The following is a 26,693-nucleotide window of genomic DNA, read 5'->3' on the forward strand; positions in this document are numbered from 1 at the left end:
GTTTTAAGTATTTAATCTAATATATGAGTGTTTGTGAGAAAATGATGACCAAATCCTTCTGGATAATGCCCTTCTGTGCTATACTATTATTATTGGCTGCTGTAAACCCTGTCCATGCTCTGGAAGACGGGGTCACGATACCGCTCGTAGCCGACCGCAGCACCGAGAACGGGGATGAGGGCGTTCTCCTGAGTGCACAGGTAATTGTTACAAACGGCACAGGTCATGTTTTTGTGGATACAAATCCTTATACGCAGGTTGACCTCCAGGGCTCAGCCAGGCTTGCCGCAATGGTGGCTTCGGATGTGCTCGGGATTGACCAGAAGGCGTATGACTTCTATTACATCATTGACATAAGCTCACCCATTATCGGAGGACCCTCGGCAGGCGGGGCGTTGACGGTGGCAACGATTGCAGCCATAAAAAACTGGACATTGAAACCTGATGTGGTCATGACTGGGATGATAAATCCGGATGAGTCCATAGGGCCGGTAGGCGGGATTCCATTCAAGCTTGAAGCTGCAGCTGCAAAGAATGCCACCCTTTTCCTGATACCGCAAGGACAGAGTAATGTTACCATAACAAAAACAATTACCACGACGAAAGGTGCCTTCGTCGTCACCCAGGAAACGCAGGAAAATGTGGATGTGGTGGATCTGGGGAAAAATTTAAGTGTAACGGTGAAAGAAGTCGGCACAATTCAGGACGCAGTGTTGGCTTTTACGGGTAATGAGATAAAGAGGCCTGCTTATCAGGGAACGATTCTAACTCCCAGCTACCTCAACCTTCTTGAACCTCTCGCCACCAACCTGAAAAAAGAATCCGGCAGCATGTATGACGAGACCGCACAACTTGCGCCTAAAAGCCAGTCCCTGCAACAGGCAAAGGACATTTTAAGCAGTGCAGACAAGATGTACGGCGACAAGAAATACTATGCTGCGACTTCTTCGTATTTTAATGCCATGATCGACATGCGCTTTGCGCAGTGGAGCGATGGTTACAGCAAGGCATCCGATAAAGAGCAATATCTTACAGAACTTGTAAATAAAGTCGAGCAGCAGATACAGCTTTCTGAGTCTGATCTTGATAACTTTACATTATACGGGGTCAGCGATGTCGAGGCTGTGGGCGCGGCAGAGTCCAGGATTACAGGTTCAATGGCAAAACTCGATGAGGCGAAAAAACTCAATGATACCAATGAGAAGATTTTTTCACTGGCTTTTGCCAACGAGAGGGCAAGAACAGCGCAGTGGTGGCTTACCCTTGCTTTGCCTGGGGAAAAAACAGTGCCAGAGAATATATTAAAAGACCGCGCGGGATGGTACCTGAGCCAGGCGCAGTCTATCAATACCTACATGCAGGCATTGCTTTCGGAAAGCGGGGCTCACGCCGGGATTCTCACAGGCGCGGATGAGGACATTACCAATGCCCAGACAGAACTGGAACGCGGATATTATGCGGGCGCGATTTTTGATTCGCTTCAGGCGACAATAACAGCCAGCACTTCCATCGGGTTATTGGGCACGACCGATGCCAGGCTGAAAGTAGAAGAGAGCAATGAGTCTGCAAGGGCGGCAATTAACGAAGCCCGAATGGCTGGAATCGAGCCCACGCTTGCTGTGAGCGCGTATGAATACGCCGAAACATTGACCAATCCCTTTGATAAGATTTCCCAGTATTCCTATGCAAAAATGGTTGCAAAGACTTCTGTTGTGCTTAATTCCCACGCCGTAGCTTCAAATAAAACCGCGGTTAAACCCACGATCACGCCCTTCATACCCGGGATTGTAATACCAACTCCAACTGCCACGGCTGCCCCAACGAAACAGAAGACAAAGATACCGGCTTTTGAGTCTGTCGCCTCAATTGCGGTCATATTATTTGTATGGCGGTTGAGTAAAAAATAGAATAAATAGGTTAAAAACCTGCGGTTCTTTTCAAATACCTCTCGCATACTTCCAGATCCTCCTGCGTATTCACATTCAGTGCAAGCTCCTTGTCCTCTAAAATAAGGTTGTGATCCTCCTGCTCTTCCCGTATCCTGCCTGCGTCAAGGATGTTTATCCCGCACGGCACTATTAAGCCGTTATTCTTATGGAAAACAGTATCAGGACGAAGCCCGAGTTTATTAAACACATCAAGGTTCATGTGAACCGAGAGTGCAGGCATATTTATCTCATGGTATTTTTCTATTATCCTGTCTATCAGTCCTGGTGTTACAAGAGGCAGGTCTGCCATTATAACCAACACATGCCCTGTGATGCCTGCTTTTTCCACTGCATAAACCATATCATGGACAAAACCGCCACCGCCAGTCGGGATTATCTCCACATTATCATGCTCTTTCTTGAAATCCAGAAGCCAGTCGTTGGTTTTTTTTACCCGTGGAGAGGTTGCAACAAAAATGCGCTCGATGTTTTTTGAGCCAAGAAGAGCGCAGAGCACATAAGAAATCAGGGGTTTGCCAAGAAGGAGGGTGAGAGGTTTTTCATCCTTCCCAAGGCGCCTTCCCATTCCCCCTGCCATCACAATTGCATCCATGCGAATCCTCCGATGAAGAGAAGAGCAGCGAGGCGTCCCACTTCGTTAGACGCACCTATAATATCCCCGCTCACCCCGCCGAAGTGGCGGTTTGCCGTATTCAGGACAAGAAGCGCAGCCAATTGTGAGATTATGAAGGCTTCAACGCCGAATACCCCGAGAAAAAAGTAGCTCACTATGCCGGTAAAAACCATTCCTATTATGAAGTCGGAGAACCTCGTATTCTCCACCGTCATTGCCCCGAAACCCTCATGCAACTTCCTGCCAAAAGCTGCAACCGTGACCATGGATTGTTTTGCGCCTGTTTCTGCGACTATTAACGCATAGGGAAGCATATTACTTTTTGCAATAGAAAAAAGAGACGCAAAAATTCCAAGGATCGCAATAATACAAAATATTAACCCTCCTGTCCCCACAGCAGTATCGCGCATTGCCGCTATCTTTTTTTCTCGTGTGCCATGCGCTGCTATGCCATCGCCAAAATCTGCAAGCCCGTCGATATGATTGAATCCCGTGAGGTAGTAAATAACGATAATGATTGCAAACGGTATCACAGCCTGGGGAAATATTATGGAGAATATGTAAGCCATTATTCCAAGGATGACGCCAAGAACCGCGCCGATAAGAGGGAATAGATATGCGTGCTTCATGAGCTTCTCTATGCCTTCCATGGTTATACCCACGGGTATTGTGGTGAGAAAACCAAAACCGCTGCGCAGGGCAGAAAGAAACTCTCTCATAAAGCCGGTTAATTTTTTCATCCGGCAAACCCGCCCTCACTTTTCGGGATAGCCTTTCTTTCTTTCGCCTTCGTTTTACCTCCGTCGCCCCTCCCTCTTGAGTACATGTTGGCTGAGGCTCCTCCTATGAGCCCTGCAATCACATCGTCCATGAAAGGCCCGAGTTTTGAGAGTATGCCGGGTTTTAATTTGTCAAACCTGACGTATTCAAAGATTCCCTTGTCGCCGCTGATGTATTTTGCTATGCTCATCCCGATTACCTCATCCACGATCAAAAAGGTAAGGTCTTTATTGAAGATTTCCTTGCTCATGCCCGGAAGCTTCCCTTCCTCGCCTGCTTTTTCAAGGAGCAAGCCAGCGTATAACAGTATGCAGAGATTCGGGTCTGAGAGGGCATGCATTAACTCGCGCCTGAACACACGCTGTGCTATGTCCTTGTTCTCAACTCCCGGATGCGGGACGTAGAGTTCCATAGCCGCTGATACAAGCACTTCTTCAGAGAGCCCGGCTTCTTCAAGGACGCTCATTATGCTTCTTGCATCCGTGTCTTTGATTTCTTTTGGCTGGTTCTTTTTCTTTTTTCCTTTTATGGTGGATAGTTTCATGATATTCTCCATTCTTTAATCGCTATAACATTCAAAATTTAACCGCTGATTGACGCTCTGAAAAACATTTAACCACATATCGGCGCTATGAAATGGTTTTGATACGCTCATGGGCGCAGATAAATGCTGCTGATAGAGGTCGTTTCGTATATTTTTTAACCGCAGATGAACGCAGATAAACGCAGATACGTATCGAACAATTCTGCGCATGTCAGCGCGTATATGTGGTTTTTTATATACCATTCACTATCCTCTTGATTTCAACTCTTGGCTTACTGAAATTGATAAGCAAGCACAGTTTTAGACCAGTAATTCTAAGATAATTCAGGCACTGTGCGAGATGAATTTCATCGAATTCCTTAACGGTTTTTAGTTCAACTAAGATTTCATCCTCAACCAGAATATCCGAGATGTAATCGCCGACTAATTCATTTTTATAATACACTTTTAACGGTGCCTGCGGGAATGTTTTTAGCCCTCTTAGTTTAAGCTCGACATTAAGAGCATTTTCATAAACTTTTTCAAGAAAGCCAGCGCCAAGAATATTGCTTACTTCAAACGCCGCGCCAATAATCTTCTCTGATAATTCATTCAATCTGTGTTCATCTATATTTATCTGTGATTCCATATCTTCAAACCATTATAAATCTCTAACAACCTTTTTCTATACTCACCGCTTCATTAAATCTGCGTTCATCGGCGTCATGCCCGCCGTTATGCATAGACACGTATCTCCACGTATGGAGAAGCCATACGTGTAGGCGACGCCAACTGGCGCAACGGTTGACGTGGATGCGCCCTCCCGAGGCGCGACTCGGGGCGTTTATCTGCGGTTCGTTTTCGTTCAAAACCCGCACAGCCTCAATACAATGTTTATTTGTATCCATCTGCGGCTCCAAACATCAAAACTTATTCAAGAACTCCTCAATAATCTTCTTATCATTCTCATCCAGTCCGTACAGCTTATACACAAGCTCGTTAATCTCTTCCTCAAGCGCCGCAATCCCCTGTGCTTCCTGCACATCTTTCTGCCAATGGGCCAGCGCCTCTTTCGCAAGCGCCTCGGCGCGCGGGATTAGTATCGTTATTTTCTCGCCTTTGCTTACTTTCCTGCCTGTGAGCGCGGCTTTAACATACTCAGCTTTTGCCTCGCTGTCCACAAGCATCGGCGCAACGCCTTTTATTTTTATTACAAATTCTTTATCCAGGGACTTCTCGATATCAACAGAAAGCTCCTTATGATTTGCATTGAAAAAAATCTCTTGCGCATCGAATTCCTCCCCACGGGCGCGGTATTCCTTGATGTACTCTTCTGGGAAGCGCGCGGCGCGCTGGTCGGATTTGACTTTTGCGAGTATATTTTCCACGCGCGAAGTTATCTGGGAGACGAGGGTTTCTTCGGGTGTTTTGGGGATATAAATTGGAAGTTGATTTAAATAACCCGTCATATAGCGATACCATTTACCAGATGCGAAAGGACTTATTTGTTTTAGGTAAAATTCGAGTGGTCTTGAGTTAAGTAATGCTAAAATGTAAAGGTAATGATTTCTCTCTTTATTTTTTAAGATGATTCCGTAACAATCATGATCTAAATAATAATCTTGGTCATCAAAAGCGAAATTATTTTCTGTCGATAGATTGGGAGTAATTATTTTATATTGCTCGAAAATCTTTTTTGGCTTCGGATGAACTAATGCAAACCAGACCCCAAACATTTCTTCAGGGGTTTCTCCATAATATTTTCTTTCCTTTAAATCATCGATATGTAATTTTAGATACTCGTATGCATGAGGGAATTTTGTTTTGAATTGGTCTTCTGCAAGTGGATTTCCTTCATCATTATGTGGATAAATTACATAGCGGTTATCCCAATAAATCTTCCAACGCCTTATATCTCTACCTTTTGGAACTTTCTTTAGACTATCTTTTTCCAAATTCAATTTGGAATAATTATCAGAATCTATAAAATAAATTGGATTTGCACCTGTTATAAATCCTTCGTAAATATTTTCTTTGAGAGTATCTAAGTTATTTTCACAAATCATCTCCATTTTTTCCATAACTTTTAAAATAGGGACTGGAGCTAATTTCCAGCTTTTTAACCCCAAGACAGACTGCTCCATATCAAAAATCGAATAGAATTCGTTTCGATACTTCGATGTGCTAATGTTAGTTTTTACATCGGCTAAAACATTCTCCTTTGGCATCCGTATAATTACACATTTGATTATATTTTTATCAGGCTTTTGCTTGTTAAGTATTATTATACATGGGTAATTTGTCGCATCTTCAAATACCCCTGAATCACCAAAGTCGATAATTTGTTTAATAATGCAACTATCAATTATTAAACCTCTCAATTTTTTCCCATAATCTCTATTAAAGAAAAGATTTGGATTTATAAATCCCAATCTTCCCTGATTATTTAACCACTGAATTCCCCTTTCAACAAATGGAATGTATAAATCAAATTTTCCTATAACGGTAGTGTAATTATTTCTTAGATAGTCATTTACTTCTTTTGAGAGCATTTGCACTCTCACATAAGGTGGGTTCCCCACCACAAAATCATACTCCACATGGTTCTTCAACAATCCAGCAAGTATAATATCCTCTATTGACTTCACCAGCCTGCCATCGCCATATTCGCTCCTCAGCTTCTTTATCGTATCCAGAAAGTAGCGCCCATAGGGCAAAAAGAAACCCGAAAGCCTCGACCAGTCCTTGTTTTGCAGATATATTTTGAGGTTGCTCTCAAGCTTCTCCTGCGTTATCGCCTCTTGCTCGGCGCGCGCCGCTTCCTTCACTGTATCGAAGAGCGCCTGGAGCGCGGCGAAATATTCAGGGATGTTCAGCAGTCCTGTTTTCTCGGATATTGCTTCGCCCCTGAAAGGCATTATTATCTCAGCATCCACGAACTTATTGCCGGCGCGAACAGGAAGCGTGATTTTAATCGAAATACTGCGCCCGCCCTCGAACATGGAAAGCGTCATTGCTTCGCTCTTGCTTTCGTCTATCAGCGAGTCAGTCCTGAAAATTGGCAGGCGCTTGAGCACGAAACTTTTGTTCTTCTCGATAGCCTTTCTGTAATAAGGAATAAGAACAAGCATGAATTGAATCTGCGCCATTATTGTTGCAAAAGGATGGATGTCAAAACCTACGATATGATATTCGTTGCAGAGCTTGGAAAGAACAAAATCCCATCCCTTTTCCTCTGCAAGAGGCTTGGCTTCATCAAGATACTTCTTCAAGGCATCCACAAGGAACGTACCTGAACCGCAGGCAGGGTCAAGAAGCCTTTTGTCAACGATTCCACGCCCCCTGTAATCAACAGCATCAACAATATATTCCACTACTTCTTTGGGTGTATAGAACTCACCCAGTGCCTTCCTCGTCTCACGATCAAAATATTTCTGGTATAGATCGCCAAGCGGGTCGCCGATGATTTTTGAAAAATCGAATTTATACAAAGCGTATAGCACCTTAGCCAGCGCCCTGCTGAAATCCATCAGCGCCACTTCATAACTTCTCTGGTCTGTGTAGATATTGTTCTGCAGGCCTTCAAAATCATCAGTCCACCAGTAAAACAAATCCTCTTCGAAAACAGATTCTACAAGGTCGCGCCGCATTTTCCGGATAAGGCGCATCACAAGCACGCCCCACACCACAAGGAACGTGCCGCCCCTGCGCTCGCTGCCTTTGATTTCACTTTCTATGAATTCCGAAAAGTCGATTCCCTGGAAATTATAGTCTTCGCACGCCTTGGCAAGGATGAGACGGGTGAACAAAGCGTATGTGGTCTCTAGGCAGAACATGAATTTATACAAATCTTCTTCGCCAGTTGTAAGCCCCGCGCCTTTCAGGAGCTTCTTCCAGCTTTCAGGCACTTTATCAGGCTTCTTTGCGTAGGATTTGCGCCAGAAATCGTACGCGCTGGTAAGGAATTTTGAGTGAGAATACTCATAGTCAAATAGCTTGATGGTCTTTTTAAGGAGCTCGCCAAAGATGGAGTCCTCTTCAAGCTTGAAGTTCTCAAAAAAATGCTCACGCGCGGCATCCGAAGTCAAATAGATTCTTGATTCCGGCGCCGAAAATTTATTCAAATAATTTAATATATCTTTTACTTTGGTAAGTTCATAATCCGGCTTTTTTAACAATTTAATAATAAGTTCGCAGTCCTTATCCGAAATCTCGCTGAGATTTACACGAAGCTCAAGCTTGTTGTTTTCTCCGATTCTCCTGTAAAGAATCAATTCATATCCATTTATTAATGCGCCAAAATCAGCGCGCAAAGGCTTTACATACCTGTCCCAGAGCTGATCGAAATGGTCTTTTAAGTCAACAGTATCAGAAGGTTTCTTGAATTCAACTACAAAGATAACATTCCCATAGTCATCTATGCAAGTAATATCACTTTTTTTTCCCTTAATAAACAGCTCAAGTCGTATATCCTTCCCGATTGCTCTATATCCCAAATTTTCAAGAATATCACTTTTAGTAAAAAGTGTCCTTAGCTCTTCCTCAGGCATCTCAGGATTTTTCCTTGATTTCTCATAGAGATTCTGAAAATCAAGTTTAATTTTCTGGATGTCAGGCATATTTCACTTCAATAACGCTCTTCCGTATAAATTTTTTCAAAAATCAAAAATTTTGACTGAACAATCCGAATAATCTCTTATATGCAGTTTCATAAATCCCTAACAACCTTACTCATACTTATCCGATTCATTAAATCTGCGTTCATCTGCGTTTATCTGCGGTTAAATTCGCACTAAGGGGACATTGCCGGCAAAAAAGATTCCTGCAATCACCATGAACGATGAGAACCCTACAATATATACAGCTTTTTTAATCTGAAATGGCTGCGGTTCATTATATTGAGCCCCCAGCACATGATAACCTATCTTTTCAAGTCTTACGTGAAGAGCACCCGAAACCGCTGACATGGACCATCCTGAATTGGGAGATGCGGTCTTGTTATGGTCATGTATGCACGTTTTGACTGCGTCGATTGGTTTGCCAAAAAAAACGGCGGCAATGAAGATAAATACCAGAGACAAACGAGCAGGTACAAAATTCACAAGGTCATCCAGTTTTGCAGAGGTATAACCCAAATAGATATAAGGTTCTTTTTTATAACCCACCATGGAATCAAGCGTGTTTATCATGCGGCAGGCAAGCGCGCCTGGAAGACCGAATAAGAAAAAATAAAACAATGGCGAAAGGATGCCGTCCACAAAGCTTTCAGCCAGCGATTCTATAACCGCTGAAGCTGACTGTGACTCATTTAGCTCTGATGTATCCCTTCCCACGAAAGTCCTAAGCTCGCTTCTCACTTTTTCAATCCTCCTTTCGTCAAGGTCTTTTTTTATTCCCAGAGCAGATGCTAACAGCATGCGAATGGAAAAGCTGGACTTTAAGAGATATGCCGATGCAATCAATCCCGGGAAGCCTCTGCCAAGTGAGATTACAGCTAAGCTGGCAAGCACTGCTGCCCCGATGCAGAAAATCACCATGAACAGCCCGTACAGCCTCCTTCGGTGAATGGGTGATTTGCGCACAAACAGGTTTATCAGTTTTCCCATCCACACCACAGGATGAAGAGCTGCAGGCGGTTCCCCGAATAAAATATCAAACAAAACGGCAAGAAGCAAAACCTGAATCCAGAAATCCATCACAGATGCGGCTCCATTACAAGCTTCCAGACTTCGTTGATTTTCCTTCCTTTCATCAAGGCGGACAAAACCTTATCTGCAATATCTCCACTGTGGATTATGCTGCACTTTGCGCAGCTCCATACTGTTCCCCCTGTGGATCTCTTGACCAATTCTCCGCCCGCCCTTGCATCCTCGCATGGGTAAAAAGGACAGAAGCAGAAGGTGCAATCCTGACCTTCAAAGTGGCAGGGATAATACTCGCAGTCAATCCTGCTCCTGGCAACAACTCCTCTTTCAAGAGACCTGGCGATCTCCTTTTCTGCAAGTTCGGCTCCCCAGTCCGATACCACCCCTGCAAAAGCCTTAACCAGCCGTCTGTTCTCGCTTCTCTTTCGAACCGCAACCCTGATGTGATTTTCAAGACCAAAAGAGGCACAATCGCGGATAATAATCCCGTATCTTAACATTCTCTCAGCCAGCTCTTTGGAATTTATTGCAAAGTCGCGGGTATCAATGAGAATGAAATTTGCATCACTTGGATAGGGTTTAAAACCCCTTATACCACTGAGCTGGGAGGTTAGCCACTGCCGCTCTTTTCTTATTAAGAGAAGTGAATTTTCGATATAATTTTTATTATGTTCAAGAAACAGCTCACCTGCTGACGATGCAATGGAATTGAGATTCCACGGGAGGCGGATATTGTTCAGGAGCTTTGCAAAATCCAAAGAAGCGACAGCAAAACCAATTCTTAATCCAGGAACAGCGTAGGTCTTGGTAAGTGAACGGAGCGCGATGACAAAATCGTTATTGGCTGCAAGCCCTGCGACACTTTCCTCAGGGTTTGAAAGCTCGATGAACGCCTCATCAACGAATAAGAAAACGCGAGACGAGGCGCAGATCTGAGCCAGTTGAATGACCTCCTTTCGCCGAAGAAGTTTGCCGGTTGGATTATTGGGGTTGCAGAGAAAAACAGCCTTGTTCCCATCGGGCTTGACATTCGCTATGTCGTTGTATTCGATATACTCAACCTTTGCACCAAACAACCTGCACTGGAATTCATATTCACCGAACGTTGGGTATGGTATTATCACTCCGTCCCCGGGCTCGATAACTGTTTCCGCAAAGAGACGGATTAATTCGGATGAGCCGTTACCCGGGACGATATTTTCAGGCGACACATGGAGATAATCCGCCGCTGCTTTTTTAAAACCCATGTACCTGTTGTCGGGATAATAGTTGATACTTTTAGAGGCTCCATTAAGGAGCTTCTTTAATCTTGGCGGACCAAGCGGATTAAGATTGACGCTGAAGTCCGCGAGCTCGTCCACGCTCTTTCCCGAAGCTTCTGCAAATTCTTCCAGCCTTGCTCCATGAATGCATGGTGCGAGTTCAATGACAGTTTTCTTAACCCGGTTACTTAGCACATGCCCAATTTTGTCTGGAAAGAATATTAAAGTGCTGTAAAGAATGGTTGATATGACATTAACAGCCCGAAGTTCATGATAGGTAGTGATTTTTTTGTGCAGGAAATGCTCGACTATTCTATAACTCTCGATTTTTAGCTGCGTAAACTGTATTTTAAGTCTCAAGATTCGGTTTTCTCTGGTTTTGAAATACCAACATCAGCAGTCCAGTTTTTATTAAATCAGCATGCTTAGCCTGATATTTAACCACAAGGCTTAAATACTATGATGCTACATTCTAAAGCTTAGACAACAAATCGTTGTCGGGGTATTAAATATGGAAATAAGAAACTTTGTATTAAGAGACAAGAAAGGGAACGAGACTGGAGTATTCACAGGACATCAGCCGCGGCAGGCAGCATTGAAGGCAGCCAACCGCAGCGGTGGATCAAAAGCAAAACCAGTAGAACTGAGATTGAGAGAGAGAGGATCCAAGAAGATCCATATCTATAAAGGCTGGAAAGAGACCGTATCTGCACCCAAGAACAAGCCAAAATGGATGCCTGCCAAGATCAATAAGCCGAATGTAAAGAAGGTAGGCGTCGAGGAGCTTGCGAAAATTTAAATTATAAAATTTTTTTATTTTTTTTCAAGCCAGCTTTATACGTCATATCTCAATTTTAAACGAGGTGAATTAATGAAGCTTTCGTTATTATTGGGCTATCTTTGCTGGGCGTGCGCGGCAATTACAGGCTTATTCTTAGTATCAGTGCTCATTCCTGAGTTCGCTAAAACCCTCGTTTGATTTTATACGGGCTCGCCGGGATTTGAACCCGGGTCACAGGCTCCGGAGGCCCGTGTACTATCCGGACTATACTACGAGCCCATTGAATAATAAAGTGTTCCGGATATAATCGCCCCTGAAATGGTAGCGAACAGATTGACCCCGTTGTTAGAAAGGTAACCTTTCCGCTGGAGCGTGGCGCCGAGCACACTATCAATGTTTGTTCCGATAAATCCTCCTGCTATAACAGCCACCAGAATACCGACATCATTTTTTATTAACACGTATGCAAAAAGAGCAATTATGGATGCTCCGAAAAAGGCAGCCCATTCGCCTAAGTGCGAAACTGCGCCATCGGTGCCAGACCTGACTTTTTTGAATGTCGTTATCATCCTGGGCTCCCCTTTGTATGTTTCGCCTATCTCGCTTGCCAGCGTGTCGCCGCATGCTGTGGCAACCGAGCCAAGATAGGCGGGCAATAAAATCTTCGCATACGAAGGAAATATCCCATACGCCACTGCGAGGGAAAGGGCAGCCAGCGAGTTGCTGAAGACGTTCTTATATCCCCGCATACCTCTTTTTTCCTCGGCAATCCCACGAGCGAATTTATAGTGGTATTTGTAACGGGTAAATATACTTCCCAATAAAAAAAAGGCGAGAAGTATAGAAAATAAAAACCAGCCTTTATCGCTTGATATAATAATCACGACGCCGAACAGTGTTGCACTCAGCATGGCGGATATATCCGCGATACGAAGCCTGTATGCAAGATATCCGAGTACAAAAGAAAAAACAAGCGCCAGCATAAGATATACTATACCCACGTTATATCCAAACATAAAGAAAAGCCACATTACCATAGCCGAGCCAAAAGGGATAACGATATTATCCTCTGTGGTTGTCATGGATTCAAGAAGTGCGGCGGTAATGGCTCCGATTACTGCAAGGAAAAAGAGCTTTCCGTAGGGGAAATCCTGTAAAGTAGAGCTAAGTATCCATATCCAAGCTCCTGCAAGGAAGGCAAAAACGCTACCCGCACTCAAAAAAATAATGCTTGATTTTGCAGAATATAACCTGGCATCGTTCTCTTCAGTTTGTTTTGCTTTATCAAGACCGTTTATAACATCAGCCACGCCATCGCCAAACGTTGTAATAGCAAAAGCCGCACCTATTATGAATAGAGGGAATTCAACAATTGAACGTATCATGAAAAGGATAGACATGGTAAAAAAGAGCTGTATAAAACCAATAAGTTTTCCTGCTTTAACATCGGATTCACGAGCAAGGAAGCTGAAAATGGATGATTTAGGGGGGATTATTGAAAAAAATACTGCTCCACCAAAAAATGCTGCTGACATAAAATAAGGTGTTTTTACGAAAGGAAAGAGCAGTACAATCAGCCCAAGAAAAATATAGATGCCCTGTTTCTTACAGCCCGATGCAAGCCTCATCATCACAGAAACGGTATTTACAGGCAAATACTTTATCCTTACGCCCCAATAAAAGAACAATGGGATTGATTTCAGCATTATATGAATGGAAGCTCAGAAATGCAATAAAAAAACAGGATGTACCGAAACATGTCGTCCTTGCCATAGCAGAAAGCGATGTGCTCGCAGATAACAATTATAATAAACTGAATTCTTTCGCTGCATGGTGCAAAGAGACGGGGACAGATGCCGTTACAATATACATAAGTATAATCGAAGTGGATGCACAGCTCAGCAAAAAAATATGCGGTAAATTGTCCACGGAAATACCGTCCGTACTACATGGCATAACTCCCAATATTAATGTAATCACGCGCGGGGACAAAGAAATAAAAAAACACGCAAGCGAAGGAATGGCTCTTGATATCTCACTCGGGTATAGCGGAAAATATGAATTGACAAGGTCAATTAAGGAAATAATGGCACAGGTAGAACGTGGAATCCTGAACCCTGAGGATATCAATGAAGAAGTAATCGAATCCTATCTGTTGTTCAAATCCGAACCTGACATTGTAATACGTGCAGGAGGCAAGAGATTGACAGATTTCCTAATATGGCAATCCGTTTATTCTGAGCTGTATTTTACGGATGTTAACTGGCTGGATTTCAGGAAGGTTGATTTCCTGAGGGTGATAAGGGATTTCCAGAAGCGGCAGCGCAGGTTCGGGAAATAATAGTTACCACTTTATCATGCCTTGCATCGCAACATTGTGATGTGCGAGTTCGTGGAGTATCTTTATTATCTCTTCCTTGGGGATTGAAATGAATCTCCTTGAGATGCGGATAACATCTTCCACTTCCACCATGCCGTAATAACTTAACAGTTTGACAATTCGCATAACCGTGCTCTTTTGCCTTTCATGCTCCCTCGTTTGATACGTGCGTATAGCGCGAAGGAAGTCTATTCTTCGGAACTCGGGCCAGAAAGGGGCGCAGAAATATGCAGCGCACTCATTCCCGTTTGCCTGCCATGGAAGGAAATTTGATAAGCGCTCGTCTCCACCGGTTCGTATAATAAGGTCTACATAGGGCACAGAGCCGCTTGCAGGATACAGGTTATTCGATATGGTCTCTTCATTAATGTCTCTTAGAGATAGCTCGCCGTTCCTGATTTTCCACGCCATCCTCCGTGCAGCATCAACAAGCTCCTGCCTCCCGCCATAGGCAAGCGCCACATTAAGATATACACCGTCGTAATTTTTTGTAATCTCTTCGGCATGTTTTGCAGAAGATTGCAAAGAGAGGGGAAGATTTTCTATAGTACCAAGCACCCTGACTCTCATTCTGCGTCTATGAGTTCGTTCATCAGTGCATATTTTATCAAACTTAATCCCTATAAGCTCAAAAAGCCTTTTTTTCTCCAATTCTGATCTTACAAAATTCTCTGTTGAAAAAGCATAGACTGTGAGCTGTTTAATACCCAGATCAAAACTCCAGTCAAGAACTTTTTCTGTCGTGTCTGCTCCCCTGAAATGACCATAATACTGTGCCAGCCCATGCTTCTTTGCAAAGCGTCTGTTGCCGTCCATTATAATTGCAACATGCGATGGGACAGGCTTATCCTTTATTTCATTGGCAAGTAAAGCCTCATAACCTCCGTACAAAATTCCCGACAAGCTCAATCGAACCACGCATCATTAACTGTCTAATAAGTATTAAAATTTACCTGAAATCTCCCAGCTTACGCTGCTCATCGGCTGGCTCCTCGACGGGTACGGGAGTACCTATCTGTTTCAGGATTTTTTGAGCAATTTTCGGGCCAATGATTTTTGCAATAATACGCGGCTCCGCCGCCCGAAGCGCTTCCATATCCCTGAATCCGGCATCATAAAGCTTTCTTGCCCTCACCCTGCCTATGCCTCTTATCTGGATAAGGTCAAGAAGTTCTTGTGCTGCCCCGTATTCAACGCGTTTTTCAAGTTCCCGCGTTTTGTGTGCTATCGGGCTTTTCTGGAATGCAGCAAGTTCAGCCGTTGAATGAACAAGCCACAGCATTGTTTCGGAGAGAGCACGTATATCACCTTCACCGATGCCGAATTTCTTAACAATATCTTCTTCTTTTTTCTCATTTATCCAGTCAAGCATCACGCATGCGGTTTTTACCTCTGAAAGGAACCATTCGTAGTCAACCTTGAACTGCGCAGGTACGTGAACGAACTCCATGTGGTGCTCCATGACCAGATCACTTAACCATTCATAATCGTTTGAGCGAAGATACAATTGCCGCATGTCCGGCGTCCTGCATGCAAGATGAAGAAGCGTCAGCTCCGTGTACAGCATGCCTTTTTCATCTATCTTCTCCATCCCTTCAAGTATCATTGATGCAGAAAGCGGGTCTATGTATAAGCGGGATACAAGTTCCCCGAGGCGGGTGGCAAAAAGACCGTCTTTCTCTATTATCATCTTTTTTTCAACAAGGAAATCTATTATTTTTTGAATCACAGCCTTCAAGCTCCACGGCTCCTGCTGGGTAGAGTAAAAAGTTGCTCCCATGAACTCAAGCAGTTCTTCCATGCTCCTTGCAAAACCTGTTGCGATTGTGGAAAGGATATGTGTGCGAAGTGCATTTTCCGAACCGAGTTTTGACCAGATTTTTTCAACATCAGCAAGAACATACTGCCTCATGAGTTCCTCAAGTTCATCGTACGTTTTTGCCACAAGAACGGCTTCGCCGTAAGGATCAAGCCGAGGTCGCCCTGCCCTGCCTGCCATCTGTTTGTACTCAAGCACAGGGATGGGCACGAGTCCGAAATTAACATCGTACCTCCGATATCCTTTTATTATGACGCGCCGCGCCGGGAGATTCAGCCCCGCAGCCAGCGTTGGCGTAGCAGCTATCACTTTTATCGTGCCCGCGCGGAACCCGTCCTCAATAATCTTGCGCTGCTCAGAGATAAGACCTGCATGGTGAAATGCGCTTCCATTCTCGATGCCCATGGCAAGCTTTCTTGCAGCCTCCACCTCGCTTGATTCCCGGAGATCTGAGGCAAGAACGTGAAGTTTCTCTTTTGTTTCACCGGATAGGAGAGAGGATATGGATGTTCCGATGCGCAAAGCCATGCCTTCAGCATTCTTGCGGCTGCTCTCGAATATAAGGCACTGCCCGCCCTCGGCAAGGGTGTCGACAACCAGTGATATGGTGCTGTCTTTGTGGGTTTCTTTGATTTCGCGCTGGGAGGTGGCGAAATTTATAGCATTTCCGAAGAAGACCCCCTCTTTTAACTCTATGGGGCGCCAGTCGCTCACAACAAGCTCGGCACTCAGCCATTTTGCAATCTCGTTGGCATTGCCTATGGTGGCTGAAAGCGCGATAAGCTGCATTTTCGGGTTCATGCGCATCAATTTTGCAAGCACTATCTCAAGCGTGGGACCCCTGTCAGGGGAATCGATGAGATGAATCTCATCCGCGATTACAATTGTTATCTCCTCCATCCAGCGCGTCCTGTTGCGCAGGAGGGAATCCACTTTTTCGGACGTGGCTACGATAATGTCAAAATTCCCGAGCCACTCTTCAGAAGAATCATAGTCGCCGGTTGAAATGGCGGTAGATATTCCCCTGCCGTCTCTTTTCCTTATACTTTCAAATTTGCGGAAGCTGTCGTACTTTTCGCTTGCAAGCGCCCGCAGTGGCACGATATACAGAGCTTTTCCCCGCTTGTTCTCATCCAGTATTGAGCTTAGCATGGCAAATTCTGCAAGCAAGGTTTTGCCTGAGGCCGTGGGTATTGCCGCCACGAGATTCTTGCCTTCGAGCAACCCTCTACCAACAGCATCAGCCTGAGGAGGATAGAGTTCGGTTATACCTGAATCCTTATAGAATTGGATGACGCTGTCAGGAAGGTCGAGGTCTTGGATGTTCATTTCAGAGCTAAAAGGTGAGGATGCTTAAAAAGAATTTCTCAAAGGAAACTTTAAAGCGATTGCTCAACCTCTCATAATCAGGATGTCAAAGCAGAAACTTATGGAGGAGGTAGTTGCAGAGGTTCAGGATTGCAGGAAATGCCGGCTCTGGAGATATGCAAAGAACCCTGTTCCTGGAGAGGGCAACCCGGATGCCAAGCTGATGCTAATAGGCGAGGCGCCGGGTTACCAGGAAGATATTAAGGGCAGACCTTTTGTTGGGAGGGCGGGCAAGCTCCTCGATACGCTGCTCTGCGGCATTGGTCTTGGGAGAAGGGATGTTTATATAAGCAATATCGTAAAGCATCGCCCTCCTGAGAACAGGGCACCGAAGGAGGATGAAATCAAGGCTTGCGCTCCTTACCTTGATGAACAGATTCAGATAATAAGGCCAGAGATTATTGTTACACTGGGAAAGCACTCAACACGATATATTCTATCAAAGGTGAATATAGAGAGTGAAGGAATAACCGGGGTTAGAGGACGGCTCTACAAGGAGAGGCTTTTTGACTTTCCGGTCAGGATAATACCCACATATCATCCGGCAGCGGTGCTCTACAATCCAGCGTATTTGTCCAGCCTCGAAGAAGATTTCAGAAGGATAAAAACTGAGCTTAAGGCTTCCACCAACATATAACATGACAGTTTTATATTATAGAAGGTAATTTTAATTCTCGTGGTATTATGGTAACATTTAAGAATGCACTATTTATAGCAGCTATCGGGCTTGTAGTTCTCTTCTCAGGATGCACAGGTACCCAGCAGGGCAAAGTATCAGAAACTGCGGCGCCTACCCCTGCTGTGCAAACCACAGGCGAACAGACTCCTGTTGCGACCTCAAGCTATCAGCTTGCACTTGAAGTTAAGACACTTGCGGATTGTATCGTAAGTGGAACAAAACAGCCCTGTACTCAAGTAAATCTGGATGTTAAAAATAACAATCCGCAGAGCCTCGATGTTGCAGTGGTTAAAAACACACTCGGACTAAAAGACGGGAGAACACCGAATATGTACGACAGCGTGGGCGGATTAAGTACCGCGTGCGTGCGCAGTACCGGCTTGCAGTTTAAGCTGAGTGCTAATACGAATCAAAATCTTGCCATGTGCTATCCCTTAGTCCATAAGAGCGATGCCCCAACGTTAAATCTTGGTGTGATGATAAACGGAGAACGAAAGGACTACCCCTTTGATTTAACCAAATATGGGCTGACGGATTAAAACGAGGTTCTCAAATGACGTATCATCTGCACGCCTGTTGGTGAAAAGGTCGTATTCTTATACGGAAAGTTTTAAACTTTATTAATGTACAATGCCGTTATCTGCCCGATAGAAAACACATAAGGTTAATCGCAACCTGATACGGATTCACACTAATTACTCAGTCTATCCGGCGGCTTATTTCATGTCAGAGTATCGAAAAAACCTTGGTCTTGCCGAGCTTGTAAGTTTCGGTGTGGGAGGAACCATAGGCTCAGGCATATTCGTGGTTCCAGGCATAGCTGCTGGATTAGCAGGTCCAAGCTCGCTGCTTGCCTGGCTCATGGTTGCAATCTCAGCAAGCTGCGTCATGTTATCGCTTGCCTGGGCGTCATCAAAATATCCCTCTACGGGTGCTTTTTATTCCATATTTTCAAAAGTCTTTGGCAGAAGGCTTTCAGGCTCTGTGGTTATACTTTATTTGATAGGTTCAGTTTTCGGCATAGCTACAATTGCAGCAGGGATAGGGCAGTATGTGACTTTTTTCGGGTATCCTGATGTGCTCTGGCTTGAGATAGTAATCATAGCTCTGTTAGGCATAATCAACATTATAGGCGTAAGACCTTCAGGGAATATTGAAAACGTCCTCACCCTCCTGAAAACCCTTCCCCTGATTGTTCTGGCTATTTTTTTGCTGCCGTATATTCTTAAGGAAAACTTTACCCCGTTTTTCACAGGGAATAAAACTGATTTTTTAAAAGTAGCGATTATCGTGTACTGGCCATACACAGGTTTTGAGATAAGCGCAATACCGGCGGGTGAGACCAGGAATATAAAGGATGTGTTCGCATCGCTTGTAATTGTGATGCTGATTACCACAACTGTATATCTTTTTCTGAACGTCGCCCTGATAGGCAGCATGGGAAGCGGGTTGCTGGCTTCATCCTCAGCACCTTTGGCACTCGCGGCGGCCAAGGCATTTCACACCTCTGGAAAGGTAATGGCTGTAATCGGAATTATAGCCATGCTGTCTGCGCTCAATGCTTATATTCTTGCAGCCTCGCGTGTTTTGCAGAATATATCGTTTGAAAACAGTATTCGCCTGCTCCCTGATCTGAGCAGGAAAGGAACGCCGTATATGGCGATTGCAGTCAGTGCCGCAGTCGGGGCATCGCTGCTGCTATTCACCAATCATTTCGCACAGCTTGCTACGATTTCAGTTCTCGCCACACTGCTGCCTTATATTTTTATATGCGTTGCCACACTGAAGCTTTTCGAGAACCCCAAAATCCGTACGGTCGCTGCAGTTGGGCTTGTATCCACACTGGCTATTCTTGCGACATTTGTTTTATAGAGTTATTTTATCGAGTTCATACTTTCTGCACACTCAAAACCAGCCTTGATCGAGCCGTTCATGCTCCTCTCAGGATAGTTCCCAGCCGAGAACATGCCGGCAAGATAAAGCCCATTGATATTTGTTTTATAAGGAAGGAGTTTTCTCCTGTATCCTACTTCATACACAGGCGCAGTATCTAAATCCCTGCGCATGCGCCACCATTTCACCTTTTCCCGAAATCCCGGGAAGAGTTTTTCAAGACCGCCAAGGTACAGCTCGATAAGCTCTTCATCGCTACATTTCCAGAGCATACTGTCGGGATTCTGGAAGTACGAGGTCACGTACATCAAATGCTCCCCGTAATCTGAAGCCGGGATAAAGTTGGTATGTTCAATCACTGCGCCGAACGGAAATTTTCCCTTGATGTTCAGCCAGTAAACATCGCCCATTACTTTTTCGGTCAATCCAAAGAGAGCGCATGCAGTACCCTGATAATTTATATCCATATCAAGTCCTGAAAGCCTTGTATTGATTATTTTTTCAAGGATATGGGGGGCAACAGTTGAAATAATCCTGTCGCATTCAATGCGCTCACCATCCGCAACCACGCTCAGCACTGAACCATCCGCAACCTCGATCTTTGATACGTTGCCCTGCCTTATTATGCCCCCTCGTTTCCTGATACTATCAGCCATTGCTTCTATAAGCGCATGAAATCCCCCGCGCATGTAACCCAACCGCTCGCCCCTTGCACCCCTGTTCGAGCGTATCCTGACGCGTCCGAGCAGCCAGGCAGCGGAGACGTTTTCTTTATTTTCCCCGAACTTGCTCGAAAGTAGAGGAAAGAAGAAATTATTATAAACGGATTCGCCTGCGGTGTCGATTATCCAGTCTTTTGCAGTGATATCATCGTAAGGAGTAGTGTCTTTTATAGCCCTTGCTTTCAGCACAAGCCTTGTTAACCTTATAACATCCATCAACGGCAAAGCTTTCAGGATTTCAAAAGGGGTATTCATAGGATAGATCTTACCGTTAAGATAATACCCGGTCGTGCCCCTGAGCCATTCAAGCCGATTCCCCAGACCGAGTTCATTTATCAAGCATATAAGTTCTGTATCGCCTGCAAAAATATGATGGTAGTATTTTTCGATATGATAGTTATCGATATCATAGCTTGAAGCCATGCCTCCAAGCTCGGGTTCTTTCTCGATGATCAATATTTCATCCCTGCCAGCAAGCCTGTATGCAGCAGCCAGCCCTGCAAGTCCGCCGCCGATGATAATGGTTTTCGTAAAATCTCCCTTCGCTGTTATTTACGGGCAGACGCTATCCTCTTCTGCACCATCTTCCATGACCCGGTGATAAGGAAACTCTCCTCCATATTCTCTATCATGGTTACAAACTTGTTCATGGGAACTGAAAATGTGAGCACGTTCTCGGGAACAAAAGGACGCGCTGAGACATCGAACATGCCGAGAACTCCCCTTGGACTATCGGAGTCCTTCTCAAGATATGGGTACTGGACAATGGTGGCACAGCCAGCGCCGAAAGGCGAGATTACCCCGTTGGGTTCAGCCATGTCAAAACCTGCAAGGGTGAAAAGACCGGAGAGAACATCGGCATGAGCGAAGAAGATAACAACCTCCGGGTTATCTTGCTCCTCGAGCATGTCCCACCTCTTGAATACAATGTACTGCGCAGGCGCTTTGAATGCAGGGATTTTTTCCATCAGTTCCTTAACAAGCTGCGGGGATTTTTTATAGCGCTCCCCCTCAAGTTCGCCGGGAATACCGCAGGAGAGGAAATATTCGAAGTTGGGTCTGATTTTGTCGGTGAAGCCGAGATATCGTTTCCCGCCAAAGCAGCCTATGGATTCGATGTTAAAACAGAAAGATTTTCCTTTTCTTATGTTTGATACTGCCCCGATCACGCATCGGACTACCGAGCCGGGTTTTGCGAGTTCGGCGTGTCCTTCCTCGTCAGTATAATAAAAGGTGATGGGAAGTTCGGAATCGTTAAAGTATTTTTTCCAGAGTTCAAGGAATTTTTGTTTGATTTGCATGTCCATAAATTAATCTCCTTTATGCCTTCATCGGACATTCTAATCTCACAGTATTGCTTTCACTTTTGAGCTTTTCTGAATATCCTTTATAATATAATTGTTCAGCTAAAACATAATTCTTTCCTGAGAATGTGCTCCAATACTCAAATCCATCCACGCATGCAGTTGGTGATTCCACCGCTAAGGGCGCAAAGAACGCAAAGCGTAGAAGTATATTATAAAAATTATAAATCTGCGGCGCGCCTCCGCAAACTCCGCGCAGCCGAAAGCCGCACCGCCCGCCCCGTCGGCGCGCGAGTGAGGGGGTTATTTTAATTATATCACTTTATCGCTAGTATGAAAATAGATTCGATATCATGATAACCAATCACTTTCACCCCGCTCTCCTAACCCTTTTTAACCATGACGCTCTCTTTACCATCCATGAACTTTAACAAGGGGAAATAACATGGATTCAAAAGAAGCGCTGGTAGTATTCGAAGGAGCTAAAATAAGACGAACATGGCATGATGAACAATGGTTTTTCTCAGTGGTTGATGTTGTAAGGGTTTTGACAGACAGCGCCGACCCAAAGGATTACTGGTACAGGCTAAAAAAACGCGAAGCCGAGTCAAGCGGAATCGAGTTATCGACATTTTGTCGACAACTGAAATTGCTATCAACCGACGGCAAAAAATACGAAACCGATTGCGCAAACACCGAATCCATGTTCAGGATAATCCAGTCCATCCCCTCAAAGAAAGCCGAACCCTTCAAAAGATGGCTGGCAAAAGTAGGATACGAAAGGATACAGGAAATAGAAAATCCCGAACTGGCGCAGGACAGGGCGAAAGAATATTATGAACTCAAAGGCTATCCTGAAGACTGGATAGAAAAAAGGCTCCGTGGCGTCGCAATCAGGCAGGAACTCACGGATGAATGGAGAGAAAGAGGGGCCGACGAGAAAAGAGATTATGCCATCCTTACAAACGAGATTTCTAAGGCGACCTTCGGGAAGTCGATTAAGGAGCATAGAAAAATAAAAAGCTTGGACCCGCTGAACAAAAACCAGAACCTGAGAGACCACATGACCGATCTGGAATTGATTTTCACCATGCTCGGGGAAAAATCCACAACGGAAATCACGAAATCATGGGACTCAAAAGGATTCGATGAGTGTCTTGATTCTTCAAAAGAGGGCGGGAAGATTGCGGGAAACGCAAGAAAAGAACTTGAGAAAAAAACAGGGAGAAAAGTTGTAAGTTCTGAGAACTTTCTCAGCATAACAGGGAAAAAAGAAACTAAGAAGTTGAAATAACGTACCCGGCTATGCACGGTAGGTCTCCTCGTGCGTTCCGCGACTACGCCTGCGCCGGAAAATCACTTCTCAATAATCGTCTCCTCTATCTTAATCCCGAAATGCCTCGCCGCCGCCTCAAAATACAACAGCACCTCATCCCCTTCCTTGAGTGCGGTCACAGCTATGGGCTTCCCATCGGCGCCGACAAGTTTTATGGTCTCAGCATTCTGAAGCAGCGTCTTGATCCTTGTTCCCTCAACCTCGGCTTCCACAAGCATCAGGGGGCGGCGCTCGATTTTCACTCTGCCCACGACAGCAGGTCTTGTCTCGCCTTCAGAATCCACTATCAGCACCTCATCGCCCGACGCAAGCTCTGAAAGGTAGCGCGTCTTCTCGCCGACTCTGATATAGGCATGCACCGCTCCGGCATTCACCCTGAACGGGCGCGCAGCCACATAGGGGCTTTCCTCGCTTTCAGAATGCACCAGGAACAACCCATTGCTCTGCGAACCAATCAGCATTCCTTCTCCCGGAACCATCAGCGAAGCTGTGTCCACGCATACCCTGTCACCCATGCCCACCTGCTTAACCTTTGTAACTTTGGCTTTTACCAGTGGTACCTTTTCCATTCCAGACCTGTCACGAATCGCTATGACCTTCTTAATCTCGGAGAGATTATCCGTATCAAGCAGCACGCCGTCCGAGCCATGCTCCAGCGTCTCAAGCGCAAGCTTTGTCTCCTCCGCGTTCCGGACACCCGCGATGATCTCCACGTCAAGCTTCTGGAGCCCTGCGATCAGGTTCTCAAGCGGAATCACCTTCCAGTCAGTGCCGATAACGACAAGAAAATCGCACGATTTTCCAAGCTCCAACGCGAATTGCTCGTACCTTTTGTTTTTTATCACCACGTATCCTGCAACTGCTTTACCCCCTATTGTAAGGCGCCTTGCTTCGGCTATGTCCCCGGAGTTAGAAAAATCCGGGGGCAGTTTTTTTGTCCCGTCGCCTTCGCTCTGCCTTCCTACCACTGTTATATCGGCTTCCTCGCTGGGCGCCGCTATCCTGATATTCCCGAGTTCTCTTACCTTCGGTATATCCCCGGCATTGAGAAGAACGCAGTCGGCGCCTGACTCAAGCCCGGTCGTAACACGCGGCTTGTTTTTTTCCCACGCTTCGCTGTCTGCCTTTATCCATACTGCCTTTTCTTTTTTCACCGCAGCGCCTCCATGGCTTCCTCTACGCTTGCGCCTTTGTGAACTATAAGGGTAAGTGCGTGTGTCATTGCAGTTGGGTTCTCATGCTGGAATACGTTCCTGCCTATTGCCACGCCCCTTCCTCCGGCATCCAGCGCAGAGCGAACCATCGCGAGGAATTCCTCGTCCGTACTGGTCTTGGGTCCTCCTGCCATTACCACTGGCACAGGAGTACCTTCAACAACTGTTCTGAATGAATCGATATCGCCTGTGAAATTGGTTTTTATGATATCTGCGCCGAGCTCAGCACCCACGCGCGCTACATGCGCCACAAGTTCCGGGTCGTTCGGGTTCATGATATCCTTGCCGCGCGGGTACATCATCGCGATAAGTGGCATCCCCCAGCTATCGCACTGCTCCGCCACAGAGCCCAGTTTCTTCAACTGTTTTGCTTCTGTTTCAGAACCTATGTTGATATGCACGCTCACGGCATCAGCTCCCATTTTTATGGCTTCTTCCACAGAGCATACCTGTACCTTGTCGTTGGGGTCTGGCCCGAGCGAAGTGGATGCGCTCATGTGTATGATAAGCCCGATATCGCGTCCATATCCGCGGTGCCCATGCTTTGCCATTCCTTTCTGCAAAAGAACAGCGTTTGCCCCACCGTCTGCCACCCTGTTCACCATGTCGGCAAGATTGACGATACCTCTCACCGGTCCCATGGATATTCCATGGTCCATCGGTATTATTACCATGTTCCTGCTTTCCCTGTCCATTATCCTCTCTAAACGAATTTTTTTACCAATTTCCGACAATTAAATCACCTTTTATTCAATTTCATGTTAGTGTGTGACAGACTTACATGGTTATAACGATATATATAATTAACGATGCTGCCGGACAGGGAAGCCTTTTGATATTTGAAAGATAAATGAAAAAGATAATGCAAACACAGAACCAATACGTGCCGGGTGTATGTAACATCGGGAAAAATGAAATAACAAAAAGACAAACTGCTGGCTGGATAGGACTTATCATCACGGTCGGTCTTTTCGGTTTGTTCACGTACCTCGAAGTGCCCCGCTTCTGGCGGCTTTTAATTTTTATTCCGGCGACAATGACTGCAATTGGTTTCCTTCAAGCGCGGATGCATTTTTGCGCTTACTTCGGCATGCGAGGCGTGTTTAATTTTGTAGAAATTGGTAAGACCGATACCATTGAACAGGCAGAATTCCGAGCAAAAGACAGGAGGAAGGCATGGCAGATTATCATATATTCGGTAATTGTCGCTGTTTTGATAACGATTCCGGCTTATTATTTGCCATGATAAGAGGGAGAAGGCGTTATGAGTAAAAAAATTGCATGGATGTTAATGGCATTATTCGCAATTGCATTAGCCGCAGCTGTGTTTCTACAATACGGCTTCAAGCCTGCCGTGAAATCGGATTCTCTCAACGAAATTAATTTGCCGGGGGGATTCAATATTGAGGTTTTTGCAAGTAATCTTGGAGGAAGCCCGGTTTCATACCCGGGCACAAATCCCGGTCCGAGGATGATGCTTTTCAAGGATAATGTTTTGTTTGTTACCATACCTAGCCAGGGAAGAGTTGTTGCGCTTCCTGCAAGGAACGGCGACAATAAAGCCGATGAAACAATAACGTTTATCGACGGGCTCAACGAGCCGCACGGAATAGATTATTATGAAGGCTGGTTTTATATCGCCGAGGAAAACAGGGTAATACGGGTAAAATCAATCGAAAACGGCTTGATTGCAGACAGGAATACACTTGAAGTTCTTGTTGACAATCTGCCAACAGGAGGTCATTTTACCAGGACGGTAAAAGTTCATAACAACAGTTTATACATAAGCATCGGCTCTTCATGCAACGTGTGCTATGAGCAGGATGAAAGGAGGGCAGCCATTATGAAATGCAACCTTGATGGAACAAATTGCAGTGTTTTTGCAAGAGGTTTGAGAAACGCGGTGGGTTTTGTCTTCCATCCTGTGACTGGCAGGATGTATGCCACGGAAAACGGGCGCGACAACCTCGGTGAGGACGTGCCGCCTGATGAGATAAATTTCGTTGAGGAGGGAAAAAACTATGGCTGGCCGCTATGCTACGGGAAAAATATCCACGACACTGATTTTGACAGGAACATCAGCGATCCATGCATTGATAAAACGCCGAGCCTTATTGATCTGCAGGCACACTCTGCGCCTCTTGGTTTAGCGTTCTACTACGGCAAAAGCTTCCCGGAGGAATACAGGGGCAGGCTGTTCGTGGCTTACCACGGCTCATGGAATCGAAAAGTTCCTATCGGCTACAAGATTGTAAGTATAGATATGAACACGTCCACAGTTGTGGATTTTGCAACAGGCTGGCTTCAGAGTAATGACGTGCTCGGAAGACCTGTGGATATTATTGTGGCGCAGGACGGCTCGCTCTTTGTTAGCGATGACAATGCGGGTAAAATATACAGGATTTATTACGCGGGGTAAGTTTGA

24 protein-coding genes and 1 tRNA gene are annotated in these 26,693 nt (G+C 45.2%); 9 read left to right on the top strand and 16 right to left on the bottom strand.

The window, feature by feature from the left end; genetic code table 11:
• The first annotated feature begins 41 nt into the window (after positions 1-41).
• Complete coding sequence (locus O8C68_01475; protein ID MCZ7394472.1) at positions 42-1,907, top strand: hypothetical protein; 1,866 nt, start codon at positions 42-44, stop codon at positions 1,905-1,907.
• Between the two features lie 10 nt (positions 1,908-1,917).
• Here O8C68_01475 and O8C68_01480 read toward each other — a convergent pair whose 3' ends face one another.
• The 7 genes from O8C68_01480 to cobD form a co-directional block, all read right to left on the bottom strand.
• Positions 1,918-2,541 carry an NTP transferase domain-containing protein gene (locus O8C68_01480; GenBank protein MCZ7394473.1) on the bottom strand — a complete coding sequence of 208 codons (624 nt, stop codon included), beginning with the start codon at positions 2,539-2,541 and terminating at the stop codon, positions 1,918-1,920.
• Positions 2,526-3,302, bottom strand: a complete 777-nt coding sequence (gene cobS, locus O8C68_01485; protein MCZ7394474.1) for an adenosylcobinamide-GDP ribazoletransferase — start codon at positions 3,300-3,302, stop codon at positions 2,526-2,528. The genes O8C68_01480 and cobS overlap by 16 nt, the downstream gene beginning before the upstream one ends.
• Entirely contained in the window at positions 3,299-3,886 is a 588-nt protein-coding gene (cobZ, locus tag O8C68_01490; protein MCZ7394475.1) for an alpha-ribazole phosphatase CobZ, read from the bottom strand. The genes cobS and cobZ overlap by 4 nt, the downstream gene beginning before the upstream one ends.
• A 232-nt stretch (positions 3,887-4,118) precedes the next feature.
• Positions 4,119-4,514, bottom strand: coding sequence for a GxxExxY protein (locus O8C68_01495; protein MCZ7394476.1), 396 nt, complete (start codon positions 4,512-4,514; stop codon positions 4,119-4,121).
• A gap of 274 nt (positions 4,515-4,788) precedes the next feature.
• Positions 4,789-8,484 (bottom strand): N-6 DNA methylase, encoded by a 3,696-nt coding sequence (locus O8C68_01500; GenBank protein MCZ7394477.1) that lies wholly within the window; start codon positions 8,482-8,484, stop codon positions 4,789-4,791.
• A 162-nt stretch (positions 8,485-8,646) separates the two neighbouring features.
• Positions 8,647-9,561, bottom strand: a complete 915-nt coding sequence (locus O8C68_01505; GenBank protein MCZ7394478.1) for a cobalamin biosynthesis protein — start codon at positions 9,559-9,561, stop codon at positions 8,647-8,649.
• Positions 9,561-11,132 (bottom strand): threonine-phosphate decarboxylase CobD, encoded by a 1,572-nt coding sequence (gene cobD, locus O8C68_01510; protein MCZ7394479.1) that lies wholly within the window; start codon positions 11,130-11,132, stop codon positions 9,561-9,563. The genes O8C68_01505 and cobD overlap by 1 nt, the downstream gene beginning before the upstream one ends.
• Before the next feature lie 151 nt (positions 11,133-11,283).
• Here cobD and O8C68_01515 point away from each other — a divergent pair, with 151 nt between their 5' ends.
• On the top strand, positions 11,284-11,571 hold the full coding sequence (locus O8C68_01515) for a non-histone chromosomal MC1 family protein (GenBank protein MCZ7394480.1): 288 nt from the start codon (positions 11,284-11,286) through the stop codon (positions 11,569-11,571).
• Positions 11,572-11,758: 187 nt separating this feature from the next.
• Here O8C68_01515 and O8C68_01520 read toward each other — a convergent pair.
• Positions 11,759-11,832, bottom strand: a tRNA-Arg gene (locus tag O8C68_01520).
• Positions 11,823-13,259 (bottom strand): TIGR00297 family protein, encoded by a 1,437-nt coding sequence (locus O8C68_01525; protein ID MCZ7394481.1) that lies wholly within the window; start codon positions 13,257-13,259, stop codon positions 11,823-11,825. Before O8C68_01525 ends, O8C68_01520 begins: the two co-directional genes overlap by 10 nt.
• On the opposite strand from O8C68_01525, the gene O8C68_01530 reads away from it, so the two are divergent.
• Positions 13,241-13,894, top strand: coding sequence for an undecaprenyl diphosphate synthase family protein (locus O8C68_01530; protein ID MCZ7394482.1), 654 nt, complete (start codon positions 13,241-13,243; stop codon positions 13,892-13,894). The two genes, O8C68_01525 and O8C68_01530, sit on opposite strands and share 19 nt — an antisense overlap.
• Before the next feature lie 3 nt (positions 13,895-13,897).
• Here the strand turns inward: O8C68_01530 and uppS are convergent, their stop codons facing one another.
• On the bottom strand, positions 13,898-14,851 hold the full coding sequence (gene uppS, locus O8C68_01535) for a polyprenyl diphosphate synthase (protein ID MCZ7394483.1): 954 nt from the start codon (positions 14,849-14,851) through the stop codon (positions 13,898-13,900).
• A 31-nt stretch (positions 14,852-14,882) separates the two neighbouring features.
• Positions 14,883-17,081, bottom strand: a complete 2,199-nt coding sequence (locus tag O8C68_01540; GenBank protein MCZ7394484.1) for an ATP-dependent DNA helicase — start codon at positions 17,079-17,081, stop codon at positions 14,883-14,885.
• A gap of 82 nt (positions 17,082-17,163) precedes the next feature.
• Here O8C68_01540 and udg point away from each other — a divergent pair, with 82 nt between their 5' ends.
• From udg to O8C68_01555, 3 genes are all read left to right on the top strand, one after another.
• Positions 17,164-17,757, top strand: a complete 594-nt coding sequence (udg, locus tag O8C68_01545) for a type-4 uracil-DNA glycosylase (GenBank protein MCZ7394485.1) — start codon at positions 17,164-17,166, stop codon at positions 17,755-17,757.
• 47 nt (positions 17,758-17,804) lie between these two features.
• Complete coding sequence (locus O8C68_01550) at positions 17,805-18,338, top strand: hypothetical protein (GenBank protein MCZ7394486.1); 534 nt, start codon at positions 17,805-17,807, stop codon at positions 18,336-18,338.
• Positions 18,339-18,522: 184 nt separating this feature from the next.
• Positions 18,523-19,671 (top strand): APC family permease, encoded by a 1,149-nt coding sequence (locus O8C68_01555; GenBank protein MCZ7394487.1) that lies wholly within the window; start codon positions 18,523-18,525, stop codon positions 19,669-19,671.
• Positions 19,672-19,673: 2 nt separating this feature from the next.
• On the opposite strand, the gene O8C68_01560 is transcribed toward O8C68_01555, so the two are convergent.
• From O8C68_01560 to O8C68_01570, 3 genes are read right to left on the bottom strand one after another with little or no spacing between them, the layout of a single operon-like run.
• Positions 19,674-20,966, bottom strand: coding sequence for an NAD(P)/FAD-dependent oxidoreductase (locus O8C68_01560; protein ID MCZ7394488.1), 1,293 nt, complete (start codon positions 20,964-20,966; stop codon positions 19,674-19,676).
• Positions 20,963-21,721, bottom strand: coding sequence for a DUF169 domain-containing protein (locus O8C68_01565; GenBank protein ID MCZ7394489.1), 759 nt, complete (start codon positions 21,719-21,721; stop codon positions 20,963-20,965). Before O8C68_01565 ends, O8C68_01560 begins: the two co-directional genes overlap by 4 nt.
• Before the next feature lie 13 nt (positions 21,722-21,734).
• Positions 21,735-21,893 (bottom strand): hypothetical protein, encoded by a 159-nt coding sequence (locus O8C68_01570; GenBank protein ID MCZ7394490.1) that lies wholly within the window; start codon positions 21,891-21,893, stop codon positions 21,735-21,737.
• 270 nt (positions 21,894-22,163) lie between these two features.
• On the opposite strand from O8C68_01570, the gene O8C68_01575 reads away from it, so the two are divergent.
• Positions 22,164-23,012: a Bro-N domain-containing protein gene (locus O8C68_01575; protein ID MCZ7394491.1), complete on the top strand. Its 849-nt coding sequence runs from the start codon at positions 22,164-22,166 to the stop codon at positions 23,010-23,012.
• A 62-nt stretch (positions 23,013-23,074) separates the two neighbouring features.
• Here O8C68_01575 and O8C68_01580 read toward each other — a convergent pair whose 3' ends face one another.
• Both O8C68_01580 and O8C68_01585 read right to left on the bottom strand, forming a co-directional pair.
• Positions 23,075-24,208 carry a 3-dehydroquinate synthase II gene (locus O8C68_01580; GenBank protein MCZ7394492.1) on the bottom strand — a complete coding sequence of 378 codons (1,134 nt, stop codon included), beginning with the start codon at positions 24,206-24,208 and terminating at the stop codon, positions 23,075-23,077.
• Positions 24,205-25,002: a 2-amino-3,7-dideoxy-D-threo-hept-6-ulosonate synthase gene (locus O8C68_01585; protein MCZ7394493.1), complete on the bottom strand. Its 798-nt coding sequence runs from the start codon at positions 25,000-25,002 to the stop codon at positions 24,205-24,207. The genes O8C68_01580 and O8C68_01585 overlap by 4 nt, the downstream gene beginning before the upstream one ends.
• Positions 25,003-25,130: 128 nt before the next feature.
• Between O8C68_01585 and O8C68_01590 the strand changes: the two genes are divergently transcribed.
• Both O8C68_01590 and O8C68_01595 read left to right on the top strand, forming a co-directional pair.
• The gene (locus O8C68_01590) at positions 25,131-25,514 is read left to right on the top strand and encodes a hypothetical protein (protein MCZ7394494.1); all 384 of its coding nucleotides are present in this window, start codon (positions 25,131-25,133) and stop codon (positions 25,512-25,514) included.
• Positions 25,515-25,532: 18 nt separating this feature from the next.
• Positions 25,533-26,687: a PQQ-dependent sugar dehydrogenase gene (locus tag O8C68_01595; GenBank protein ID MCZ7394495.1), complete on the top strand. Its 1,155-nt coding sequence runs from the start codon at positions 25,533-25,535 to the stop codon at positions 26,685-26,687.
• The last annotated feature ends 6 nt before the right edge of the window (positions 26,688-26,693 follow it).

Source organism: Candidatus Methanoperedens sp. (genome assembly GCA_027460525.1).
Classification (GTDB): Archaea; Halobacteriota; Methanosarcinia; order Methanosarcinales; family Methanoperedenaceae; genus Methanoperedens.

Excerpts from the sequence above, each read along its gene's own strand:
- O8C68_01475 (MCZ7394472.1), top strand. The coding sequence starts at position 42 with ATGATGACCAAATCCTTCTGGATAATGCCCTTCTGTGCTATACTATTA.
- O8C68_01525 (MCZ7394481.1), bottom strand. The coding sequence starts at position 13,259 with ATGCTGAAATCAATCCCATTGTTCTTTTATTGGGGCGTAAGGATAAAG.
- O8C68_01575 (MCZ7394491.1), top strand. The coding sequence starts at position 22,164 with ATGGATTCAAAAGAAGCGCTGGTAGTATTCGAAGGAGCTAAAATAAGA.
- O8C68_01550 (MCZ7394486.1), top strand. The coding sequence starts at position 17,805 with ATGGTAACATTTAAGAATGCACTATTTATAGCAGCTATCGGGCTTGTA.
- O8C68_01530 (MCZ7394482.1), top strand. The coding sequence starts at position 13,241 with ATGGGATTGATTTCAGCATTATATGAATGGAAGCTCAGAAATGCAATA.
- cobZ (MCZ7394475.1), bottom strand. The coding sequence starts at position 3,886 with ATGAAACTATCCACCATAAAAGGAAAAAAGAAAAAGAACCAGCCAAAA.
- O8C68_01595 (MCZ7394495.1), top strand. The coding sequence starts at position 25,533 with ATGAGTAAAAAAATTGCATGGATGTTAATGGCATTATTCGCAATTGCA.
- O8C68_01495 (MCZ7394476.1), bottom strand. The coding sequence starts at position 4,514 with ATGGAATCACAGATAAATATAGATGAACACAGATTGAATGAATTATCA.
- O8C68_01500 (MCZ7394477.1), bottom strand. The coding sequence starts at position 8,484 with ATGCCTGACATCCAGAAAATTAAACTTGATTTTCAGAATCTCTATGAG.
- O8C68_01515 (MCZ7394480.1), top strand. The coding sequence starts at position 11,284 with ATGGAAATAAGAAACTTTGTATTAAGAGACAAGAAAGGGAACGAGACT.
- O8C68_01565 (MCZ7394489.1), bottom strand. The coding sequence starts at position 21,721 with ATGGACATGCAAATCAAACAAAAATTCCTTGAACTCTGGAAAAAATAC.
- O8C68_01555 (MCZ7394487.1), top strand. The coding sequence starts at position 18,523 with ATGTCAGAGTATCGAAAAAACCTTGGTCTTGCCGAGCTTGTAAGTTTC.
- O8C68_01480 (MCZ7394473.1), bottom strand. The coding sequence starts at position 2,541 with ATGGATGCAATTGTGATGGCAGGGGGAATGGGAAGGCGCCTTGGGAAG.
- O8C68_01540 (MCZ7394484.1), bottom strand. The coding sequence starts at position 17,081 with ATGAACATCCAAGACCTCGACCTTCCTGACAGCGTCATCCAATTCTAT.
- cobS (MCZ7394474.1), bottom strand. The coding sequence starts at position 3,302 with ATGAAAAAATTAACCGGCTTTATGAGAGAGTTTCTTTCTGCCCTGCGC.
- O8C68_01505 (MCZ7394478.1), bottom strand. The coding sequence starts at position 9,561 with ATGGATTTCTGGATTCAGGTTTTGCTTCTTGCCGTTTTGTTTGATATT.
- udg (MCZ7394485.1), top strand. The coding sequence starts at position 17,164 with ATGTCAAAGCAGAAACTTATGGAGGAGGTAGTTGCAGAGGTTCAGGAT.
- O8C68_01590 (MCZ7394494.1), top strand. The coding sequence starts at position 25,131 with ATGCAAACACAGAACCAATACGTGCCGGGTGTATGTAACATCGGGAAA.